Below are 18,731 nucleotides of genomic sequence, written 5' to 3'. Positions count from 1 at the left end.
CGCGGATCAGCACCGCTCTCGCCTCGACGCTACGCCGGGCGCATGACCCCCGCCACCAGACGGCGACACGCGGGCTGCGGGCAGACGATGACGAGATCGTGACAGGGTCATGACTGAGACGCCGATCAGAACCGGCCATGCTGTGCGCTACGGTGTCGCGCGGCTGTCCGGCAGCAGCGCCGAAGACCGTACAGCTGAGCCACAACACAAGGGGGGCGGCATCGATGATGCGGCAGCACATGAAACTGACAGTGGTCCTGGCCGCGGTGGTCCTCGCGCTCACCGGCTTCTCCAGCTCCGGCCACGGCCACGGCAGCAAGAGCGGCAGGAGCGGGAAGTCCGGCAGCAGTGGCGGCGGGTGCTCCAACTCCAAGAAGAGCAACGGCACCTACCACGACACCGACTACGACGATGACGACTACGGCACGTCGGGCAGCTCCTCCAGCGGCTCCACCTACGGCACGGCGACCCCCGGCGCCACCGCGACGGACGCGCCCCGGGCGTACGTCTTCCGCTGTGCGACGCCCCGCAAGGGCAAGCGCAAGGCCGTCACCACCTCCACCGTGCGGCTCACCGCGAGCGCGGCCGGCAGCCACAGCTACGAGGTCGACGTGACGTTCCTCGACTCGCTCGGCAACACCGTCGACACGGGTGAGGCGAGCGTGGACGCGGACGGCGGCGAGACGAAGACCGTCTCCGTCCGGATGGACAGCCCGGGGAAGGTCTCCCGGGTGAAGAGGTGCTCGGTCACCGCCGAGCTCAGCTACTGACGGACGGCGCAGCCGCCACCGCCACCGAAACACCGGGCTCACCGCAGGCGGTACTCACCACCGGCCCCCCTGCCCCGCTCCCCGAACAGCTCCGCCTGCCGCTCCGGCGCCAGGTTGCCGAGCGCGATCAGGTGCGGGGCATGGGCCAGTGCCTGCGTTCTCGCCGCCTCCTTCGCGGACCAGACGGCCCGTACCGTCCCCTGCACCGCCGCGGTCGGGTACGAGGCGATGACCGCCGCCGCCCGCAGCGCCGCCGGGACCGCGCCGCCGGGCTCGGTGACCTCGCTGACCAGCCCGGTCTCGTACGCGCGACGGGCCGTGACCCGTTCGGCCGTCCCCATCAGGGACATCCGGGCGACCTCGCCGAACGGCATCCGCTGCGCCATCGAGATCGCCTCGTAGGCGCTGACCATGCCGTACGTGGTGTGCGGGTCGAAGAACGTCGCCTCCTCGGACGCGATGACGAACTCCGACTCGCCCAGCAGGTAGAAGGCCCCACCGCAGGCCATCCCCTCCACGGCCGCGATCACCGGCTTCCACAGGTCGTTCGCCTTCGGCCCGATCGCGATCAGCGGATCGTCGATCGTGTACGGGGACGAGGGCTGCGGGACGTCCACGCCGCGATCGATCCCGGTACAGAACGCCCGGCCGCCGGCGCCGGTCACGACGACGGCCCGCACCCCCTCGTCATAGCGGAACGCCCGCCAGGCGGCGGCCAGTTCGGCGGCCGTCGCGAGGTCGATCGCGTTGAGCCTCGCAGGCCGGTCCAGGGTGAGCAGCGCGACCCCGGTCGCCTTGTCCGTCTCCGTGCGCAGCGCCATCGCCGGTCACCGCTCCAGCAGCCAGCGGACCAGGGTCACTTCGGGGGAGACGGGGCAGAAGACCGCCTTCACCGCCGCCCCGATCCGCAGCCGGCCCGGGTCCACCGAGTTCAGTGGTGCGTCCGGCCCGGTCACCACATTGCCGACCAGCCGGATCTCCGGGGCGTCGGCCAGTTCGACCACCACCGCGTTGTACGGGGCCTGCGCCGCGTAGGCGGGCAGCAGCGGCGGATGCGGCAGCACGTACGACCAGATGCGGCCGCGCCCGCTCATCGCCCGCCACTCGCTCTCGAACGACTGGCAGTGCGGGCAGCACGGCCGGGGCGGGAAGCGGAGCCGGCCGCACTCCGGGGCGGCGCACGCCTGGACGCGCAGTTCACCGCGGGCCGCGTACTCCCAGAAGGGCGTGCCGTCCTCGTCCACGGCGGGCAGCAGCATGGCATCCATCTCGGTCAGCTCCTCAGCAGTACGGCGGATGTGGGCACGCCCTCACCGGCGGTGACCAGGCAGGTCGAGGCGTCCGGGACCTGGGCGGTGGAGACGCCGCGCAACTGCTTCACGCCCTCGTTGATGAGGTTGAAGCCGTGCACGTACCCCTCGCTGAGCCCGCCGCCACCCGTATTGATGGGCAGCCGGCCCCCGCTCTCCAGGGCCCCGCCCTCGGTGAACGCGGCGCCCTCGCCGCGGCCGCAGAATCCGTACCCCTCCAGGGAGAGCGGGATGAGCGGGGTGAACGCGTCGTAGATCTGGGCGACATCGACGTCGTCCGGTCCGAAATCGGCCTGCTTCCACAGCTGGCGGGCGGCGGCCCAGGCCGGACCGGTGAGCGGGTCGTCGTTCCAGTAGTTGACCATCCCGTGGTGCTGGGCGGGCAGCCCCTGGGCGACGGAGTGGAGGTAGACGGGCTTCTGCCGGCAGTCGCGGGCCCGTTCTGCGGAGACGATGACACAGGCCAGCGCACCGTCCGTCTCCAGGCAGTTGTCGAAGAGGCAGAGCGGTTCGCTGATCCAGCGCGAGGTCATATACATGTCGCGGGTCAGCGGCCGCTCGTACATCACCGCGTCGGGATTCTGGTTGGCCCGGTTGCGGCAGGCCAGCGCCACGTTGAAGAGATGGTCGCGGGTCGCGCCGTACTCGTGCATGTACCGCCGGGCCAGCATCCCGATCTCGTCGGCGGGCCGAAGCAGCCCGTAGGGCCGGGTCCACTGCGCGGGGGTGGGCAGTTGCACGGCGGTGTTCTTCCAGGGCCGGGGCCCCGACCCCCGCTTCCGCGACCGCCAGGCGACCCCCACACTCGCCTGCCCGGTCGCCACGGCGGCGGCGAGGTGCGCGAGCGTCGCGCAGGAACCGCCGCCCCCGTAGCCCACCTTGCTGAAGAAGGTGACATCGCCGGCCCCGATGGACTTGGCGACCTCGACCTCGTCGGTCTCCTCCATCGTGTACGAGGCGAACGCGTCCACCTCCGACGCGGCGATGCCCGCGTCGTCGAGCGCCGCGACGATGGCCCGGCAGGCCAGGGTCTTCTCCGACTCGGGCAGGTGTTTCGCGAACCGCGTCTGACCTATCCCGGCTATCGCTGTCTTGTCCTTGAGCGTCGCCACCCGCCACCTCCGAAGCCGTCATGACTGCTGACAGCGGAGGAGGCTACAGCTAATCTGACGGATAGTCAGCTACTGCGGTTCCGTTCGGCGGGAGGGCACGAGATGCGCGGCGACGAGGAATGGTCCACCGTCCCGAACCTGGTACGGGAGGCGGCGCGGCGGTACGGCGACCGCGAGGCGGTGGTCGAGGGCCGCGCCAGGATCACCTACACGGAACTCGGCGAGCGCGTGGAGCGGGCCGCCGCCGCGTGCATGGCCTCGGGGGTGGAACCGGGGGACCGGGTGGCGGTCTGGGCGCCGAACACCCTGGACTGGATCGTCTCCGCGCTGGGCGCGGTGACGGCCGGCGCGGTCCTGGTCCCGCTCAACACCCGCTTCAAGGGCACGGAGGCGGCGTACGTCCTGGAGCGGAGCCGGGCGAAGCTGCTCTTCGTCACGGGCACCTTCCTCGGCACGTCGTACGTGGCGTCCCTGCGCCGCGCCGACATCGAACTCCCGCACCTGGAAACGGTGGTGGTCCTCGCCGACACCGCCCCCGCCGACTACGTCACCTGGAAGGACTTCCTGGCCGGCGGGGAGCGGATCTCCTCCGAGCGAGTACGCGAACGGGCGGACGCGATCTCATCGTCCGCCCCCTCCGACATCATCTACACCTCGGGCACCACGGGACGCCCCAAGGGCGCGGTCATCAGCCATGCCCAGACCCTGCGCTGCTACGAGATCTGGAGCGAGCTGGCCGGTCTGCGCGAGGGCGACCGCTATCTGATCGTGAACCCGTTCTTCCACACCTTCGGCTACAAGGCGGGCGTCATCGCGTGCCTGATGCGGGGCGCGACGATGATCCCGCAGCCGGTGTTCAACGTGGACACGGTCCTCGCCAACATCGCCGCGGAGCGCATCTCGGTCCTCCCCGGCCCGCCCACCCTCCACCAGTCGCTCCTGGACCACCCGGCCCGCTCCAGCCACGACCTCTCGGCGCTCCGCCTGGTCGTGACGGGCGCGGCGGTGGTCCCGCTCCAGCTGGTGGAGCGCCTGCGCACCGAACTCGGCATCGCCACGGTCCTGACCGCCTACGGCCTCTCCGAGGCGAGCGGCATCGTCTCGATGTGCCGCCGCGGCGACCCGGCGGAGGTCATCGCCTCCACCTCCGGCCGGGCGATCCCCGGCACCGAGATACGCGTCCTGGCGGCCCCCGGCGAACCGGGCGAGGTCCTGGTCCGCGGCTTCAACGTGATGCGTGGCTACTTCGAGGACCCGGCGACCACCGCCGCCACGATCACCTCGGACGGCTGGCTGCACACCGGCGACGTGGGCGTCCTGGAGGAGGACGGCAGCCTGCGGATCACGGACCGGATCAAGGACATGTTCATTGTCGGCGGCTTCAACGCCTACCCCGCGGAGATCGAACAGCTCCTGGGCCTGCACCCGGACGTGGCCGACGTCGCGGTCATCGGCATCCCCGACCCCCGCCTCGGCGAGGTCGGCAAGGCGTACGCGGTGCGCCGCCCGGGCTCGACGGTGACCGCCGACGACCTGATCGCCTGGTCGCGGCGCGAGATGGCGAACTACAAGGTGCCCAGGGCGGTGGAGTTCGTGACGGAGCTGCCGCGCAACGCGGGCGGCAAGGTGGTGAAGGGGGAGCTGCGGGGGCGTGCGGGGGGCTGAGGAGGCGGGACGTGCCTGCCGGTCACACCATGGGGCGCGCCGACCCAGGGCAATGACGGCTGGTGCGGCTACCGGGAAGTGCGCGGTCGCCCTGCCGGCGTGCGGACATGCAGCGGCCGCGACGGCTCCCCCTCCGCGCCGCCGCGGCCGCTCCCCCGTGCCCCCGTGTCCCCCATGCCCCCGCAGGGTGGCTTCAGCGCGGGTCGGCGCCGGTCATGTGGCTGTCCATCGGCTTGATCTCGGGCTCGCCGGTCATGTGGCTGTCCAGCGGCTTGACCTTGGGCTCGCCGGTCATGTGGCTGTCCATCGCCTGGACTTCGGGCTCGCCGGTCATGTGGCTGTCCGCAGGCTTGACGTCGCCCGTGGTGCCGGACTTCGGTGTGGGTATCTGGGTCTTCTTGTCGTCGCTCATGCTGTGAACTCCGTTGCTGGATGCATGGTTAGTCGGCAAAGCCCGTCCGGCGACTCCCCCGTGTGTTGCCGGACGGGCTGTTCAGAGCCGTTCACCTTAGTGTGCGGTTCCACTGTCGACTCGCCTGCCCCCCGACGCGACGCATCGACAGGTACGAGAGTGCCGGGTGGCGATAAACGAACGATGAACGCGGGGTCAGCGTCTCTGCGGTGAGACCGTCGGAGCGAGCAGGCCGCGGACGATGTCGCTCTCCGGAGCCTTCAACTGATCGAAGACCGCGAGCGCCTCCCGCCAGCAGACACTCGCCCGGTCCGCCTGCCCGATGCCGTCCAGGGCCTGGCCCAGTACGGTCAGCACGTTGGCCCGACGCCACTCGCCGCCGATGTGGAGCAGCACCGTCAGAGCCTGCTCGGAGAACGCGGCGGCCCGGGCCGGACGCTGAGCGGCGAGGTGTACCTCGGCCAGCCTGAAGAGAGTCATGCCTTCCCACAGCCGCTGGCGGCTCTCCCGGAAGACGGTGAGCGCCTCGGAGAGGCGGCCCTCGGCCTCGTTCTGCCGGCCCGCCCGGGTCAGGGCGAGTCCCAGGGCGTAGCGGCCGTTCGCCAGGCGCAGGGTGAGGCCCAGCCGGGCGTAGAGATCGATTCCCTGGCCGGCGAGCTCGACGGCACTCGCGGTCCGTCCGATGGCCAGGTGGACCCGGGACAGATTGCACAGCGCGCTGGCTTCGCCCGCTTGGTTGGTGTCGGCCCGGAAGGCGGTGATGGTCTGCTGGAGGAGGACTTCCGCCTCGTCGAGCCGGTTGCGGTATCCGGCGATGATCCCGAGCTCGTTCGGAGCGTTGCAGTGGGTCCAGATGTCATCGATCGACGACGCGAGGACCATCGCCTGCCGGGCCTCGTCCTCGGCCTGGTCGAAACGGCCCGCGGTGCTGTGCACCTGGGCGAGTGTCGTCCGTGCCCTCGCCTCGGAACGAGCGTCACCCGTGACGGTCGCGGCATCCCGCACGATGGTGGCGACCGACTCGAACTGGCGTGAGTTGGCACCCGACTCGGCGAGGTCCTTGGAGGCGAGGAGGAGATCAACGGCCCGCCGGATGGTGGTGGCGGTGATGCTCTGCCGGACGCATGCCAGGAGTGGGTTCGCCTCCGCGTACAGCCAGTCCAGGGCCCGGCCGTGGTCGGTGAACGACAGCCCGGGATGCTCGGTGCGCTCCAGGTGGTTGACCGTCCGGTCGCCCGGCCGCTCCAGTGCGTACACCCCCGCCGCCGTGGCCAGGTAGAAGTCCAGCAGCCGTGACAGCGCCAGCTCCCGCTCCACCGGCGGCTGCTCGTCCCGCTCCGCGCAGGAACGCGCGTAGAGGCGCACCAGGTCGTGGTAGCGGTAGCGGCCCGGGGCCGCCGACTCCACCAGGGACGTGTCGACCAGGGCCTCCAGGAGGTCCTCCGCCGCGTGCACCTCCAGGTTCAGCAGGGCGGCCGCGGCGGCGAGGGAGATGTCGGGGCCGTCCGCGAGGCCCAGGAGGCGGAAGGCGCGGGCCTGGGCGGGTTCCAGCTGGCCGTAGCCGAGTTCGAAGGTGGCCTTCACCGCGAGGTCGCCCGCCTGGAGTTCGTCCAGGCGGCGGCGTTCGTCGGCGAGCTTGGCGGCCAGGACCGAGACCGTCCAGGTGCGGCGGGAGGCCAGGCGGGAGGCGGCGATGCGGATGGCCAGCGGGAGGAAGCCGCAGGCGGCGACCACGTCCAGGGCCGCCTTGCGCTCGGAGTTGATGCGCTCCTCGCCCACGATGCGGGTGAAGAGCTGGAGCGCCTCCTCGGGCGACATCACGTCCAGGTCGACCAGGTGCGCGCCCGCCAGGTCGACCATCCGGACCCGGCTGGTGACCAGCGCCGCGCAGCCCGTCGTACCGGGGAGCAGGGGGCGGATCTGGGCCGCGTCGTGGGCGTTGTCCAGGAGGATCAGGATGCGGCGGCCGTCGAGCGTGGAGCGGTAGAGCGCGGCGCGTTCGTCGAGGGATTCGGGGATCGCCGAGTCCGCCGTGCCCAGGGCGCGCAGGAACGCACCGAGGACCGTCTCCGGTTCGGCGGCGCGGGAGCCCGCGCCCTGGAGGTCGACGTACAGCTGGCCGTCCGGGAAGTGCTTGCGGGCCTGGTGGGCGACGTGCACGGCGAGGGTCGTCTTGCCGACGCCGCCGATGCCGGCCAGCGCGGAGACGGCCATGACGGAGCCCTCGGCGGTGGCGATGCGGTCGCCCAGTTCGCGTACGAAGGAGGCGCGGCCGGTGAAGTCGGGCACCGTGGCCGGGAGCTGCGCGGGGCGCACCGGTGCGGCGGCCGGGGTGGGGTCGTCGGCCGGGCGGGCCAGCTCCTCGTCGGCCTGCAGGATGCGCTGCTGGAGCTGGGCGAGTTCGGGGCGCGGGTCGACGCCCAGTTCCTCGGCGAGCAGCCGGCGGGTGTCGGCGTACACCGCGAGGGCCTCGGCCTGCCGGCCGCTGCGGTACAGGGCCACCATCAGGAGCTCGCGCAGCCGTTCGCGCAGCGGGTGCGCGGCGGTGAGCGCGGTCAGTTCGGAGACCGCCTCCGCGTGGCAGCCGACCTCCAGGTCCAGGTCCAGGCGGGTCTCGGTGAGCTGGAGCCGCCACTCCTCCAGCCGGGTGCGCTGGTTCTCGGCGTACGGGCCGGGCACGGAGGCGAGCGCCTCGCCGTCCCACAGGGCGAGCGCCTTGTTCAGCAGCGCCCTGGCCCGGCCCCGGTCGCCCGCGGTGCGGGCCTTGTCGGCGCCGGCGGCCAGTTCCTCGGCCACGGTCACATCGAGGGCGTCGGGCCCGGTCCGCATCGCGTACCCGCCGGAATCGCTCGCCAGGGTCTGCGGACCCAGGATCTTGCGGAGCCGGGAGGCGTACGTACGCACGGCGGCCAGCGCCTGCGAGGGCGGCTCGTCGCCCCAGATGGCGTCGATGAGTTCGGAGGCCGTGGCGGTGTGCCCGCCGCGCAGCAGGAGAGCGGTCAACAGGGCGCGCTGCTGCGGCGAACCGGACGGCAGCGTCTCGCCGTTCCGCCGGGCCCGTACCGGGCCGAGCACGGAAAAGTACAGGTCTGTGCCGTCCACCGGCCGTCGCTCCGGAGCTCGCTGTTCCGGAACACGCACCCGTGGCCCGTCGTCACGGCCCATTGCCGCCTCCTGTCCTGCTCTCCGCCACTGCCCAGTGCCGCTGCGCACATGTCGGGACACCGCCGAGGAGATCCGGATTGCTCCATACCGTTGGTATCGCCGTCAACAGTCTGCCTTGTGAAAGGGGGACGCGTCAGCAGTGGGTGACTCTCTGCACGAGCCCTCGACAACGATTGTGGAACGGAGCCTCGCACAGATAGCTGACGGTTCGTCAGATCAACGCTACCGTGGTACGCATGGAGACCTTCCCGAAGATCATCTCGGTGGACGACCACACGGTGGAGCCCCCTCATGTCTGGCGGGACCGGCTCCCGTCCAAGTACGCGGACTCCGGTCCGCGCATCGTCCGGGCGCCACTCAAGGAAATGACGTTCATGGGCGGAAAGTTCGCGCCCGTGATGGGTGCGAAGGGCGACGACGGACCGGTCGGCGACTGGTGGGTGTACGAGGACCTGCACCGCCCGCTCACCCGCCTCGACACCTCCGTCGGCTACGACAGGGACGAGATCAAGCTCGAAGTCATCACTTACGAGCAGATGCGCCCCGGTTCGTTCTCGGTGCCCGAGCGGCTCGCCGACATGGACATCAACCACGTGCAGTCCGCGCTCTGCTTCCCGACCTTCCCCCGCTTCTGCGGCCAGACCTTCACCGAAGCGAAGGACCGCGAGCTCGGGCTGCTCGGGGTGCGGGCGTACAACGACTGGATGGTCGACGAGTGGTGCGGCCCGGCGGCGCACGGCCGGCTCATACCGCTCACCCTGGTCCCGCTCTGGGACGCGGAACTGGCCGCCGACGAGGTCAGGCGCAACGCGGCACGCGGGGTGCGTGCGGTGGCGTTCTCCGAAATACCTCCACATCTCGGACTGCCGTCCATTCATACGGACGAGTGGGATCCGTTCCTCCGGGCCTGCGACGAGACGGGGACGGTGATCGCCATGCACATCGGCTCGTCCTCGAAGATGCCGTCCACCTCGGCCGACGCCCCGCCCGCCGTCGGCTCCACCATCACCTTCGCCAACTGCTGCTTCTCGATGGTCGACTGGCTGATGAGCGGCAAGTTCGAGCGCTTCCCGAACCTGCGGATCATGTACGCGGAGGGTCAGATCGGCTGGATTCCGTACATCCTGGAACGCGCCGACGTGGTCTGGGAGGAGAACCGCGGCTGGGGCGGAGTCGCCGACAAGGTCCACCGGCCGCCGTCGGAGCTGTTCACCGAGCACGTCTACGGCTGCTTCTTCGACGACGCCTTCGGGCTGAAGAACCTGGACGCGATCGGCGTCGGCAACGTGCTGTACGAGACGGACTACCCGCACTCCGACTCGACCTGGCCCAAGTCCCGCGAGGTCGGCGAGGAACAGATGGGGCACCTGGACGCGGACGTGGTGGACCGCATCGTGCGCCGTAACGCGATCGACCTGCTCGGGCTGACCCGGGACGGACTGTGGGCGGGTCCGGGTACCGGGGCGTGAAACGGGCGGGTGCCGTGGCCGTCCGCCCGGACGGTCCCGGCACCCGCCCCTCCCGCATCAGTCCCCGACGACCGGCTCCTGGAGCTCCGTCACCCACTTCGCCTCGTCCTCGGGGCACTCCAGGCTGATCTCACGGGCGTACCCCGCCGACCGGTACCCGGAGGCGTCGATCCAGCGGGCCAGGGTCTGGGCCGTCGGCAGGACGCCGTCCATCGCACCCCGGTGGATGATGGTCGCCGCCTCGAACGGGGGCAGCTCGACCACCGTGACCCCGGTGTCGCCCAGCGGCCCCACCGGCGCCGAGACCGTCACCCCGGCATGGACGACGACCGCTCCGCCGCCGTCCGGGGCGTCCTCGTAGCGCGCGATCCCGGGGCCCGTCGGGGAGACCCCGGCCCGGTTCAGCAGCGGGAACAGCTGCTCGTACAGCGGGCGGATCACCGGAGTGATGTCCCCGGGCCCGTAGCCGGCGGCCATCCCCGTCAGCTCCGCGACCCGTACCGCCGGAACGTGCCTTACCACCACATCGTCCACAGACATGTGTCCCTCGCTCTCGATCGACCGGAGCCTCGCCTCGACCTGGGCCAGCCGTGCCGCCGCCGCGGCCATCGCCGCCTCCAGCTCCGAGTGCCGCAGCCGGAGCATTCCGCGCAGCTCCTCGGGACCCACCTCCTCGTCGAGGACGGCCCGCACCTGCTGGAGCGTGAAGCCGAGATCCTTGAGGGCGATGATCCGGTTGAGCCGGGCCAGCTGGCCGCCGCCGTAGTGGCGGTAGCCGGTCGCGGGGTCGGTACTGTCGGGGTGCAGCAGCCCGATCGCGTCGTAGTGACGCAGCATCCGGGCCGACACCCGCCCGTGCCGGGCGAAGTCTCCGATGGTGAACATGATGTCTCCCAGTGCACGGCCTCACACGGTGTCAGGGTCAAGGGTCGCAGCGCCCCGACGCGGGCGTGACGCGGAGCACCGGAACTCACTGTCCGCTGCGGACAGGACCTGATGTGGAGCATTCCTTGAGAGCCCGGATACGGGCAGGTGACCCGGACGCGTTCGGCGGCCTCTTCGACGAGCAGTGGACCGGCCGCCCGCTCGCGGGTCGCCACCACAGGCAGGAGCCCCGCTCCTCCGCCGAGGCGGGGGAGCGGGGCTCCTTGGGTACTGCGTTACCGGCCGCGATCGGCCGACCCGGGCAACTAGGCCGGGGTGACGTTCTCAGCCTGCGGACCCTTGGGTCCCTGAGTGACGTCGAAGTTCACGACCTGGTTCTCCTCGAGGGAGCGGAACCCGGACGCGTTGATCGCGGAGTAGTGGACGAAGACATCCGGGCCGCCGCCGTCCTGGGCGATGAAGCCGAAGCCCTTTTCAGCGTTGAACCACTTGACGGTTCCGGTAGCCATAAGCCCTCCTTGGGCCAAAGGGTTGCCCTGCTCCAGAACCTGCAAAGAAGTCTGAAAACTACAAAAGCCTGCGGGTTACATGCTCCGCAGGCTCTGTACTGCAAGGGAAACCAAACTGCAACTTGGCGTTGAGCCTAGCACGCAGCATGTGCGGAAGGGTAGAGGGAAAGATCACTTCACTCGAATGTTTGATTGCCGTGCGCGCGCACGGTCCGAGAGGCCCTTCGGGCGGCTCGGGAAGCCCTTGCGAAGAGGGCTCCGGCACCATTCCGGGGACCCCTCGGGAGGGGGCCGTGTGACGCCGCGCGCCCCCGGTGGGGCTGTCGGGGGGCGACAGGTCTAGCCTCGCGATGTGGACAATTCAACCGTCACCACCGTCGCAGGCGACGACCGTCGCAACCGGCCGCGCGTCGGCCACATCCAGTTCCTCAACTGCCTTCCCCTCTACTGGGGGCTGGCGCGGACCGGGACCCTGCTCGACCTGGAGCTCTCGAAGGACACCCCGGAGAAGCTCAGCGAGCAGCTGATCAGGGGCGATCTGGACATCGGACCCGTCACCCTCGTGGAGTTCCTGCGCAACGCCGACGACCTGGTGGCCTTCCCCGACATCGCGGTCGGCTGCGACGGGCCCGTCATGTCGTGCGTGATCGTGTCGCAGCGGCCCCTGGAGGACCTCGACCGGGCCCGGGTGGCGCTCGGTTCGACCTCCCGCACCTCGGTACGGCTGGCGCAGCTGCTGCTCGCCGAGCGGTACGGGGTGACCCCCGAGTACTACACCTGCCCGCCCGACCTCGGCGTGATGATGCAGGAGGCGGACGCCGCCGTCCTCATCGGTGACGCCGCGCTGCGCGCCAACCTGCACGACGCCCCCAGGCTCGGGCTCCAGGTCCACGACCTGGGCGCGATGTGGAAGGAGTGGACGGGGCTGCCGTTCGTCTTCGCCGTCTGGGCCGCCCGCAAGGACTACCTGGCGGCCGAGCCCACCGCGGTGAAGAAGGTGCACGAGGCGTTCCTGGCCTCGCGGGACGTCTCCCTGGAGGAGGTCACCAAGGTCGCGGAACAGGCGGCACGCTGGGAGGCCTTCGACGCCGAGATCCTGGAGCGCTACTTCACGACCCTCGACTTCCGCTTCGGACCCGCGCAGCTGGCGGGCGTCCAGGAGTTCGCGCGCCGGACCGGCCCGACGACGGGGTTCGCCGCGGACGTGAACGTGGAGCTGCTCGGCGGCTGAGCGCACGCGCCGGCCTCACGCGCCGGGCAGGTGGAATGCGCGCCATTCCACCCGCCTCCCTTTCCGCGTTCCCTTCGTTCCGCGCTCCTTCCGTTCCCCCAGGATGTTCACGGTGGATATCGATTCGGGTGAATACGCGTTGAATGGCCGATTGGCGGGAAGCGTCGGGAGTACGGCCCGGCGTCTCCCGCCAATCGGTCTGTCACCTGGGGACGACACATTCGCGCCCTTTTCTTGTGATGAATGGCGCCGTTCGTTCCCTTGGGGACGAAATCGGCGGATGGTTTGCCTGTGACCTGATGACCTTCGCCTCTAGGCTTCGGTCGGAGGTCCGGCCGGTCCACAGGGGGAGTCCGCATATGCAGCCGCTGGAAGCCGGCGAACCGCTGAGCATCGGTGCCTACCGACTGCTCGGCAGACTCGGTGCCGGTGGCATGGGGCGCGTCTATCTGGGACGCAGCGCCGGCGGCCGCACCGTGGCGGTCAAGGTGGTCCATCCGCACTTCGCGCTCGACGAGCAGTTCCGCGCCCGGTTCAGGCGCGAGGTGGACGCGGCACGGCGCATCGGCGCCCAGTGGACCGCGCCCGTCCTGGACGCCGATCCGGACGCCCCCGTCCCGTGGGTGGCCACCGGCTACGTGGCCGGCCCCCCGCTCTCGGCCGCGATCACCGAACACGGTCCGCTGCCCGAACAGGCGGTACGCACCCTGGGCGCCGGGCTCGCCGAGGCGCTCACCGCGGTCCATGAGCAGGGCCTGATCCACCGGGACGTCAAGCCCTCCAACGTCCTGCTGGCCCTCGACGGCCCCCGCCTGATCGACTTCGGCATCGCCAGGGCCATCGACGCCACCGCCTCCCTCACCTCCACCGGGGTCTCGGTCGGCTCACCCGGCTACATGGCGCCGGAGCAGATCCGGGGCCAGGAGATCTCGGGCGCGGTCGACGTCTTCTCGCTGGGCGCGGTGCTCGCGTACGCGGCCACCGGCGCCGCCCCCTTCCTCGGCGACTCGTCCGCCGTACTGCTCTACAAGGTGGTGCACGAGGAGCCCGAACTGGGTGATCTGGAGGGCGGGCTGCGCGAGGTCGTCGCCTCCTGCCTGGCGAAGAACCCCGCGCACCGGCCCACCCCGGCGGAGCTCGCCCGGCAGTTGGCGCCCGGCGGTGCGGCGGCCCGGGTGGCGGCGGGCTGGCTGCCCGGCCCGCTGGTGCGCGAGGTCAGCCGGTCGGCGGTCGCGCTGCTGGACCTGGAACCGCAGGAGGCCCCCGTGCAGTCGGGGCCGGTGCCGTTCACCCAGGCGTCGTTCGGGTTCAACGGGGCTGGAGCCGCCGGTGTGTTCGGCCCGCCGCTCGAACCGCTCCCGGCCCCGCCGCGGCACCCGCCCACCGAGACGGACGGGGTGCCGGGGCAGCGCACCCCCGACCCCCGGTTCGCCGTCTCCATGAGCGCCGGCGCCGGGCCCGGCGAGCACCGGGGGCGCAGGCTGAGCTGCACCGTCGCCCTCGCGGTGGCCGGAGCGCTCGCCGCGGTGACGGTGGGCAGCGCCTATGTCTTCGACCTGATGCCGGGCGGCGACGGCGGCAACACCGCCGGGCACGGGGACACCGCGCCGACCCCGGGGGCCACCGCGTCGGCCGGGCCGTCCGCACCCGGGGACGCCGCCACCGCAACCCCGGGCGGCCAGGTCACCAAGGTGCCGAAGAGCTTCGTCGGCACCTGGAAGGGGCCGATCACCGAGAAGACGACCGGCCAGCCGCACGGCACGCTCACCGCGGTGTTCAAGGAGGGGAAGAAGGGCGCCGACGTGGTCACGATGAACACGACGGTCACCGCCCTGGACATCGAGGTCAGCTGCAACAGCGTCGGATCCCTCACCTCCGGCACCGAGAAGGAGTTGACCCTGCGGGAACGCGACGATCCGGACCGCCCCAGCACCCCGGGCCTGTGCACGGTCACCACCACGGACGTCCACTTCACCCGCGCCGCCGACGGCACCCTGCGCTTCCGGTCCGACGAGCGGGGCGCCGGACTTCCGTACGGCACGCTGACCCGGTCCGGCCACTGACCCCGACCGGGGCTGGCGTACGCTGAACCGGTCCGTAGATCCGTTGAAAAACCGCCGAAAGGTGACAGCCCGGTGACCGAGAAGGCCGACCTCCAGCCCATCCTCGACCGAGCCGCCGAAGGCGGCCGGATCACCCCGGCGGAGGCGCTCGACCTCTACCGCTCCGCGCCCCTGCACGCGCTGGGCGCGGCCGCCGACGCCGTGCGCCGACGCCGCTACGCCGGTACGGAGCACATCGCGACGTACATCATCGAGCGCAACATCAACTACACGAACGTGTGCGTCACGGCGTGCAAGTTCTGCGCCTTCTACGCAGCGCCCAAGGACACCGCCAAGGGCTGGTCCCGCGACCTCGACGACATCCTGCGCCGCTGCGCGGAGACCGTCGAACTGGGCGGCACGCAGATCATGTTCCAGGGCGGGCACCACCCGGACTACGGCGTGGAGTACTACGAGGAGCACTTCTCCGCGATCAAGAAGGCGTTCCCGCAGCTGGTCATCCACTCCCTCGGCGCCTCCGAGATCGAGCACATGGCCCGTATCTCGAAGGTCTCCGCGGAGGAGGCCATCCAGCGCATCCACGCCGCCGGCCTCGACTCCTTCGCGGGCGCCGGCGCCGAGCTGCTGCCGGCCCGGCCGCGTACCGCGATCGCCCCGCTCAAGGAGTCCGGCGAGCGCTGGCTGGAGATCATGGAGATCGCCCACCGCCTCGGTGTCGAGTCCACCTCCACCATGCTGATGGGCACCGGCGAGACCAACGCCGAGCGCATCGAGCACCTGAGCATGATCCGCGATGTGCAGGACCGCACCGGCGGCTTCCGCGCCTTCATCCCGTACACGTACCAGCCGGAGAACAACAAGCTGAAGGGCCAGACGCAGGCCACGCTCTTCGAGTACCTGCGGATCATCGCCATCGCCCGGCTCTTCCTGGACAACGTCGCCCACATCCAGGGCTCCTGGCTCACCACCGGCAAGGAGGTCGGCCAGCTGTCGCTGCACTACGGCGCGGACGACCTCGGCTCGATCATGCTGGAGGAGAACGTCGTCTCCTCCGCCGGGGCCAAGCACCGCTCCAACCGGCTGGAGATCATCGACCTGATCCGCAAGGCGGACCGGGTCCCGGCCCAGCGCGCCACCACGTACGAGCACCTCGTCGTCCACGACGACCCGGCGAACGACCCGGTCGACGAGCGCGTCGTCTCGCACATCTCGTCCACCGCGATCGAGGGCGGCACCGCCCACCCGGAGCTCAAGCTCCTGAGCGCCAACTGACGCCGTCATGCTGACCGTTCACGCCGCGCCGCTGGTTCTCCCGGTCGGCGCGGCTGCCGTCGGGCGGGGCGCGGTGGCCGTGGAGGGGGACCGGATCACCGCCCTCGGCCCGTACGACGAGGTCGCCGCCGCCCATCCGGCGGCGCGGGTGCGGCAGTGGCCGGGCGTCATCGCCCCGGGCCTTCGGCAGCGGCACGCCGAATGGCTGCTCACCCGCTGCTACCACCCCGACCCGCGCGAGGCGGACGAACTCGGGACCGATCCGCTGTCCGGCGAGGCGTTCGCACGGCTGGCGGGGGAGCTGGACGCGACTCGGTGGGCGGGCAGCGTACGACGGGGTCTCCAGCAGATGCTGCGGTACGGCACGACACACCTCACCGGCCCGTTCCGCGACCCGGTCGTCCGTACCGCCGTGTCCCGCTCGGGCCTGGTCGAGGTGCCCGCCGCCGCGGCCCCCGGCATCCCGGACGGCGGTCCGGACCTGGACCCGTTCGCGGTGGGCCGTGACCTGCCGGGCTCCGTGCACACCCCGCTCGTCACCGGTGCCCGCGCCGACTTCGCGGTTTTCGACGTGCCGGACGAGGCCGCGCTCGTCGCGGCGGGGGCGGCGTCCTGCGTGGTCACCGTCCTTGCCGGGCGGCTGGTGTACCGCCGGCGCTGAGCGCAGCGGCGCCCGGTCCGGTGTCACGGGACTGACGGGCCGCTCAGGTACTGGCCTTTGGCGTTGTAGGGCCAGGCGTTGGCGACGCATCCTTTGAGGCCGTAGATCTGTTGCATCATGGCGGGGGCGGGGCGGCCCTTGCCGGGGCAGGTCTCGTGGCCGTGGCCGAGCCAGTGGCCGACTTCGTGGTTGATGATGAGGGCCCGGTAGTCGGCGAGGGGTCCGTCGAATTCGGGTGAACCGGTCTGCCAGCGTTTGAGGTTGACCATGACGTCGACGCCGACGCGGCAGTTGACCTCGCCGTGCGTGTCGAGACCGCTCCTCCCGCAGATCCGGTCGGTGGTCCGGGGGGAGGCGATGCGTATGACCAGGCCCGCCGGGCCCTCGGCGACCTGGCGGAAGGTGTTCTCGCCGTGGTGCGACCAGCCCCGGGGAGCGGCCAGGATGCGGGTGACCTCGGCGGCCGCCTTGTCCGGGTCCAGGCCGGAGCCGTCCTCCACCTCGACCCGGTAGGCGTTGCCCCTGCCGGTGTCCGTTGCGCCCGCGCGGGCGACGGCGAAGGAGCTGGAGGAGGACGAAGGGCCGGGTCCCGAGCGCTCGCTCTTCCACCGGAGCCCCACCGCGGTGGCCGCCACCAGCACGACCGGAACGACGGCCATGATGAAAAGCCGGTTCCGGCCGCGTTCCCGCTGCCCCTGCCGACGCACGCCCGATCCGGACATCCGCTCCCCTCCCCAGTACTCCAGTGTTCCGTACTCCCCTCTGTAATGACTGCTGCCGGCGTGGATTGGTTCAGTCCACTCGGCTGCGATGCGGGCGCGGGACGGGTGCCCGCAGGAGGCTCAGGGGACTGACGGGCCGCTCAGGTACTGGCCTTTGGCGTTGTAGGGCCAGGCGTTGGCGACGCATCCTTTGAGGCCGTAGATCTGTTGCATCATGGCGGGGGCGGGGCGGCCCTTGCCGGGGCAGGTCTCGTGGCCGTGGCCGAGCCAGTGGCCGACTTCGTGGTTGATGATGAGGGCCCGGTAGTCGGCGAGGGGTCCGTCGAATTCGGGTGAACCGGTCTGCCAGCGTTTGAGGTTGACCATGACGTCGACGCCGACGCGGCAGTTGACCTCGCCGTGCGTGTCGAGACCGCTCCTCCCGCAGATCCGGTCGGTGGTCGCCGCCGTGGCGATACGGACCACCAGCCCCGCCGGACCCTCCGAGACCTGGTGGAACGAGTGCTCCCCGCCGTGCGCCCAGCCGCGCGGCGCGGCCAGGAAACCGGCGATCTGGGTGGCGGCCGCGTCCGGATCGACGCCGGAGCCGTCCTCCACCTCGACCCGGTAGGCGTTGCCCCTGCCGGTGTCCGACGCGCCCGCGCGGGCGACCGTGAAGGTGCCGGGGCCGGACGGGGGAATGACCGGATGGCCACCGGCCCCGGAGCCGGAGCCGGAACCCGGCTTGGTCTTCGTGCTGGGCTTGGCTCTCGCCTTCGGCTCGGTGCTCGCCCCTGCCTTTGAACCGGGACCGGACGCGGAGGCCGAGGCAGGCGGGTCCTTGACGGAACCGGCCGATCCGGACGCGGCCGCCGCAGTCGACAGATCGTCCCCGCCGGTCCACAGCGGCGCGGCCGCGACCGCGACGCAGATCACCGCCGTCGGCACGAGGACCGCGACCAGCAGCCTTATCCGGCTGCGGCGGTGACGCTCCTGCCGCGAGCGCCGCCGGGTCCCCCCGCCCCGTCGCCGTGTCTGCCTTCTCCGTACCTCAGCCGACACGATCCGCGTACTCCTTCGTTTCCATGGGGTATGCCGCCGCGTACTTCACGAGGTTCAGGAACCTGGGTTTCCCTGCGACGGCGAGCAGTTGATCGGCGGTGACGGGTGAGGGCCCTCTCGTGTCCTCGTCACCGCTGACCGAGACCACGGTCACCGTATGGGCCTCGATCCCGCCGGGAAGCATCGCCCCTTTGCAACGCAGCTTCTTGTCCGCGTAGTTGCGGCAGGGCGCTTCCTGTGGAGCGACACTCCGATCGCTCTCGGGGCGTGCCGAGAAGACGACGGGGAAGACGTTGCCGCCGGCGCTGACTCGCCCGCGCGAACTCCTCGAAGCTTGTCGGCGCCCCGGCTGGGCCCCGTGGTCATCCGGCCCCCTTCACGGTCCGTGGGTGGTCTCTCCTCCTGTTACTGAGAGCTCACGGGCCGGAAAGGTTGAAGCCGAAT

At 71.1% G+C, this 18,731-nt stretch carries 17 protein-coding genes; 7 read left to right on the top strand and 10 right to left on the bottom strand.

Annotation, left to right across the window (positions count from 1 at the left end; translation table 11 throughout):
* The first annotated feature begins 224 nt into the window (after positions 1 to 224).
* Positions 225 to 770 carry a hypothetical protein gene (locus tag OG322_RS14775; RefSeq protein WP_123460962.1) on the top strand — a complete coding sequence of 182 codons (546 nt, stop codon included), beginning with the start codon at positions 225 to 227 and terminating at the stop codon, positions 768 to 770.
* A gap of 38 nt (positions 771 to 808) precedes the next feature.
* Here OG322_RS14775 and OG322_RS14770 read toward each other — a convergent pair whose 3' ends face one another.
* Genes OG322_RS14770 through OG322_RS14760 form a run of 3 tightly spaced genes read right to left on the bottom strand, consistent with a single transcriptional unit; the run spans position 809 to position 3,192 of the window.
* Entirely contained in the window at positions 809 to 1,591 is a 783-nt protein-coding gene (locus OG322_RS14770) for an enoyl-CoA hydratase/isomerase family protein (RefSeq protein ID WP_123460963.1), read from the bottom strand.
* A 6-nt stretch (positions 1,592 to 1,597) separates the two neighbouring features.
* Entirely contained in the window at positions 1,598 to 2,038 is a 441-nt protein-coding gene (locus OG322_RS14765) for a Zn-ribbon domain-containing OB-fold protein (RefSeq protein WP_185095358.1), read from the bottom strand.
* Positions 2,039 to 2,043: 5 nt separating this feature from the next.
* A complete protein-coding gene (locus OG322_RS14760; protein WP_123460965.1) occupies positions 2,044 to 3,192 on the bottom strand; it encodes a lipid-transfer protein in 1,149 nt (382 codons plus the stop codon).
* A 102-nt stretch (positions 3,193 to 3,294) separates the two neighbouring features.
* On the opposite strand from OG322_RS14760, the gene OG322_RS14755 reads away from it, so the two are divergent.
* Positions 3,295 to 4,857, top strand: coding sequence for a FadD3 family acyl-CoA ligase (locus OG322_RS14755; protein ID WP_123460966.1), 1,563 nt, complete (start codon positions 3,295 to 3,297; stop codon positions 4,855 to 4,857).
* Between the two features lie 193 nt (positions 4,858 to 5,050).
* Here OG322_RS14755 and OG322_RS14750 read toward each other — a convergent pair whose 3' ends face one another.
* Both OG322_RS14750 and OG322_RS14745 read right to left on the bottom strand, forming a co-directional pair.
* Positions 5,051 to 5,269 (bottom strand): hypothetical protein, encoded by a 219-nt coding sequence (locus OG322_RS14750; RefSeq protein WP_123460967.1) that lies wholly within the window; start codon positions 5,267 to 5,269, stop codon positions 5,051 to 5,053.
* A 195-nt stretch (positions 5,270 to 5,464) separates the two neighbouring features.
* Positions 5,465 to 8,434 carry an AfsR/SARP family transcriptional regulator gene (locus tag OG322_RS14745; protein WP_124284746.1) on the bottom strand — a complete coding sequence of 990 codons (2,970 nt, stop codon included), beginning with the start codon at positions 8,432 to 8,434 and terminating at the stop codon, positions 5,465 to 5,467.
* Positions 8,435 to 8,670: 236 nt separating this feature from the next.
* Between OG322_RS14745 and OG322_RS14740 the strand changes: the two genes are divergently transcribed.
* On the top strand, positions 8,671 to 9,903 hold the full coding sequence (locus tag OG322_RS14740) for an amidohydrolase family protein (protein ID WP_123460969.1): 1,233 nt from the start codon (positions 8,671 to 8,673) through the stop codon (positions 9,901 to 9,903).
* A gap of 57 nt (positions 9,904 to 9,960) precedes the next feature.
* Here the strand turns inward: OG322_RS14740 and OG322_RS14735 are convergent, their stop codons facing one another.
* Positions 9,961 to 10,788, bottom strand: coding sequence for a MerR family transcriptional regulator (locus OG322_RS14735; protein WP_329306516.1), 828 nt, complete (start codon positions 10,786 to 10,788; stop codon positions 9,961 to 9,963).
* A gap of 305 nt (positions 10,789 to 11,093) precedes the next feature.
* Complete coding sequence (locus tag OG322_RS14730) at positions 11,094 to 11,297, bottom strand: cold-shock protein (protein ID WP_003967102.1); 204 nt, start codon at positions 11,295 to 11,297, stop codon at positions 11,094 to 11,096.
* A 352-nt stretch (positions 11,298 to 11,649) separates the two neighbouring features.
* Between OG322_RS14730 and OG322_RS14725 the strand changes: the two genes are divergently transcribed.
* From OG322_RS14725 to OG322_RS14710, 4 genes are all read left to right on the top strand, one after another.
* Positions 11,650 to 12,528 carry a menaquinone biosynthetic enzyme MqnA/MqnD family protein gene (locus OG322_RS14725; protein WP_123460971.1) on the top strand — a complete coding sequence of 293 codons (879 nt, stop codon included), beginning with the start codon at positions 11,650 to 11,652 and terminating at the stop codon, positions 12,526 to 12,528.
* 359 nt (positions 12,529 to 12,887) lie between these two features.
* Positions 12,888 to 14,591 (top strand): serine/threonine-protein kinase, encoded by a 1,704-nt coding sequence (locus tag OG322_RS14720; RefSeq protein ID WP_123460972.1) that lies wholly within the window; start codon positions 12,888 to 12,890, stop codon positions 14,589 to 14,591.
* Positions 14,592 to 14,663: 72 nt separating this feature from the next.
* Complete coding sequence (gene mqnC, locus OG322_RS14715; RefSeq protein WP_123460973.1) at positions 14,664 to 15,863, top strand: cyclic dehypoxanthinyl futalosine synthase; 1,200 nt, start codon at positions 14,664 to 14,666, stop codon at positions 15,861 to 15,863.
* Between the two features lie 7 nt (positions 15,864 to 15,870).
* Positions 15,871 to 16,524 carry an imidazolonepropionase-like domain-containing protein gene (locus OG322_RS14710; RefSeq protein ID WP_123460974.1) on the top strand — a complete coding sequence of 218 codons (654 nt, stop codon included), beginning with the start codon at positions 15,871 to 15,873 and terminating at the stop codon, positions 16,522 to 16,524.
* Between the two features lie 23 nt (positions 16,525 to 16,547).
* On the opposite strand, the gene OG322_RS14705 is transcribed toward OG322_RS14710, so the two are convergent.
* The 3 genes from OG322_RS14705 to OG322_RS14695 form a co-directional block, all read right to left on the bottom strand.
* Positions 16,548 to 17,183, bottom strand: coding sequence for a DUF3152 domain-containing protein (locus tag OG322_RS14705; RefSeq protein ID WP_329306515.1), 636 nt, complete (start codon positions 17,181 to 17,183; stop codon positions 16,548 to 16,550).
* 183 nt (positions 17,184 to 17,366) lie between these two features.
* Positions 17,367 to 18,287: a DUF3152 domain-containing protein gene (locus OG322_RS14700; RefSeq protein ID WP_266411236.1), complete on the bottom strand. Its 921-nt coding sequence runs from the start codon at positions 18,285 to 18,287 to the stop codon at positions 17,367 to 17,369.
* The gene (locus tag OG322_RS14695; RefSeq protein ID WP_329306514.1) at positions 18,277 to 18,471 is read right to left on the bottom strand and encodes a hypothetical protein; all 195 of its coding nucleotides are present in this window, start codon (positions 18,469 to 18,471) and stop codon (positions 18,277 to 18,279) included. The genes OG322_RS14700 and OG322_RS14695 overlap by 11 nt, the downstream gene beginning before the upstream one ends.
* Positions 18,472 to 18,731: the final 260 nt, after the last annotated feature.

The sequence above is a fragment of the Streptomyces sp. NBC_01260 genome (genome assembly GCF_036226405.1).
GTDB classification, from domain to species: domain Bacteria; phylum Actinomycetota; class Actinomycetes; order Streptomycetales; family Streptomycetaceae; genus Streptomyces; species Streptomyces laculatispora.
Note: the sequence above shows the minus strand (reverse complement) of the source record. Positions and strands in the feature narration are given on the sequence as shown.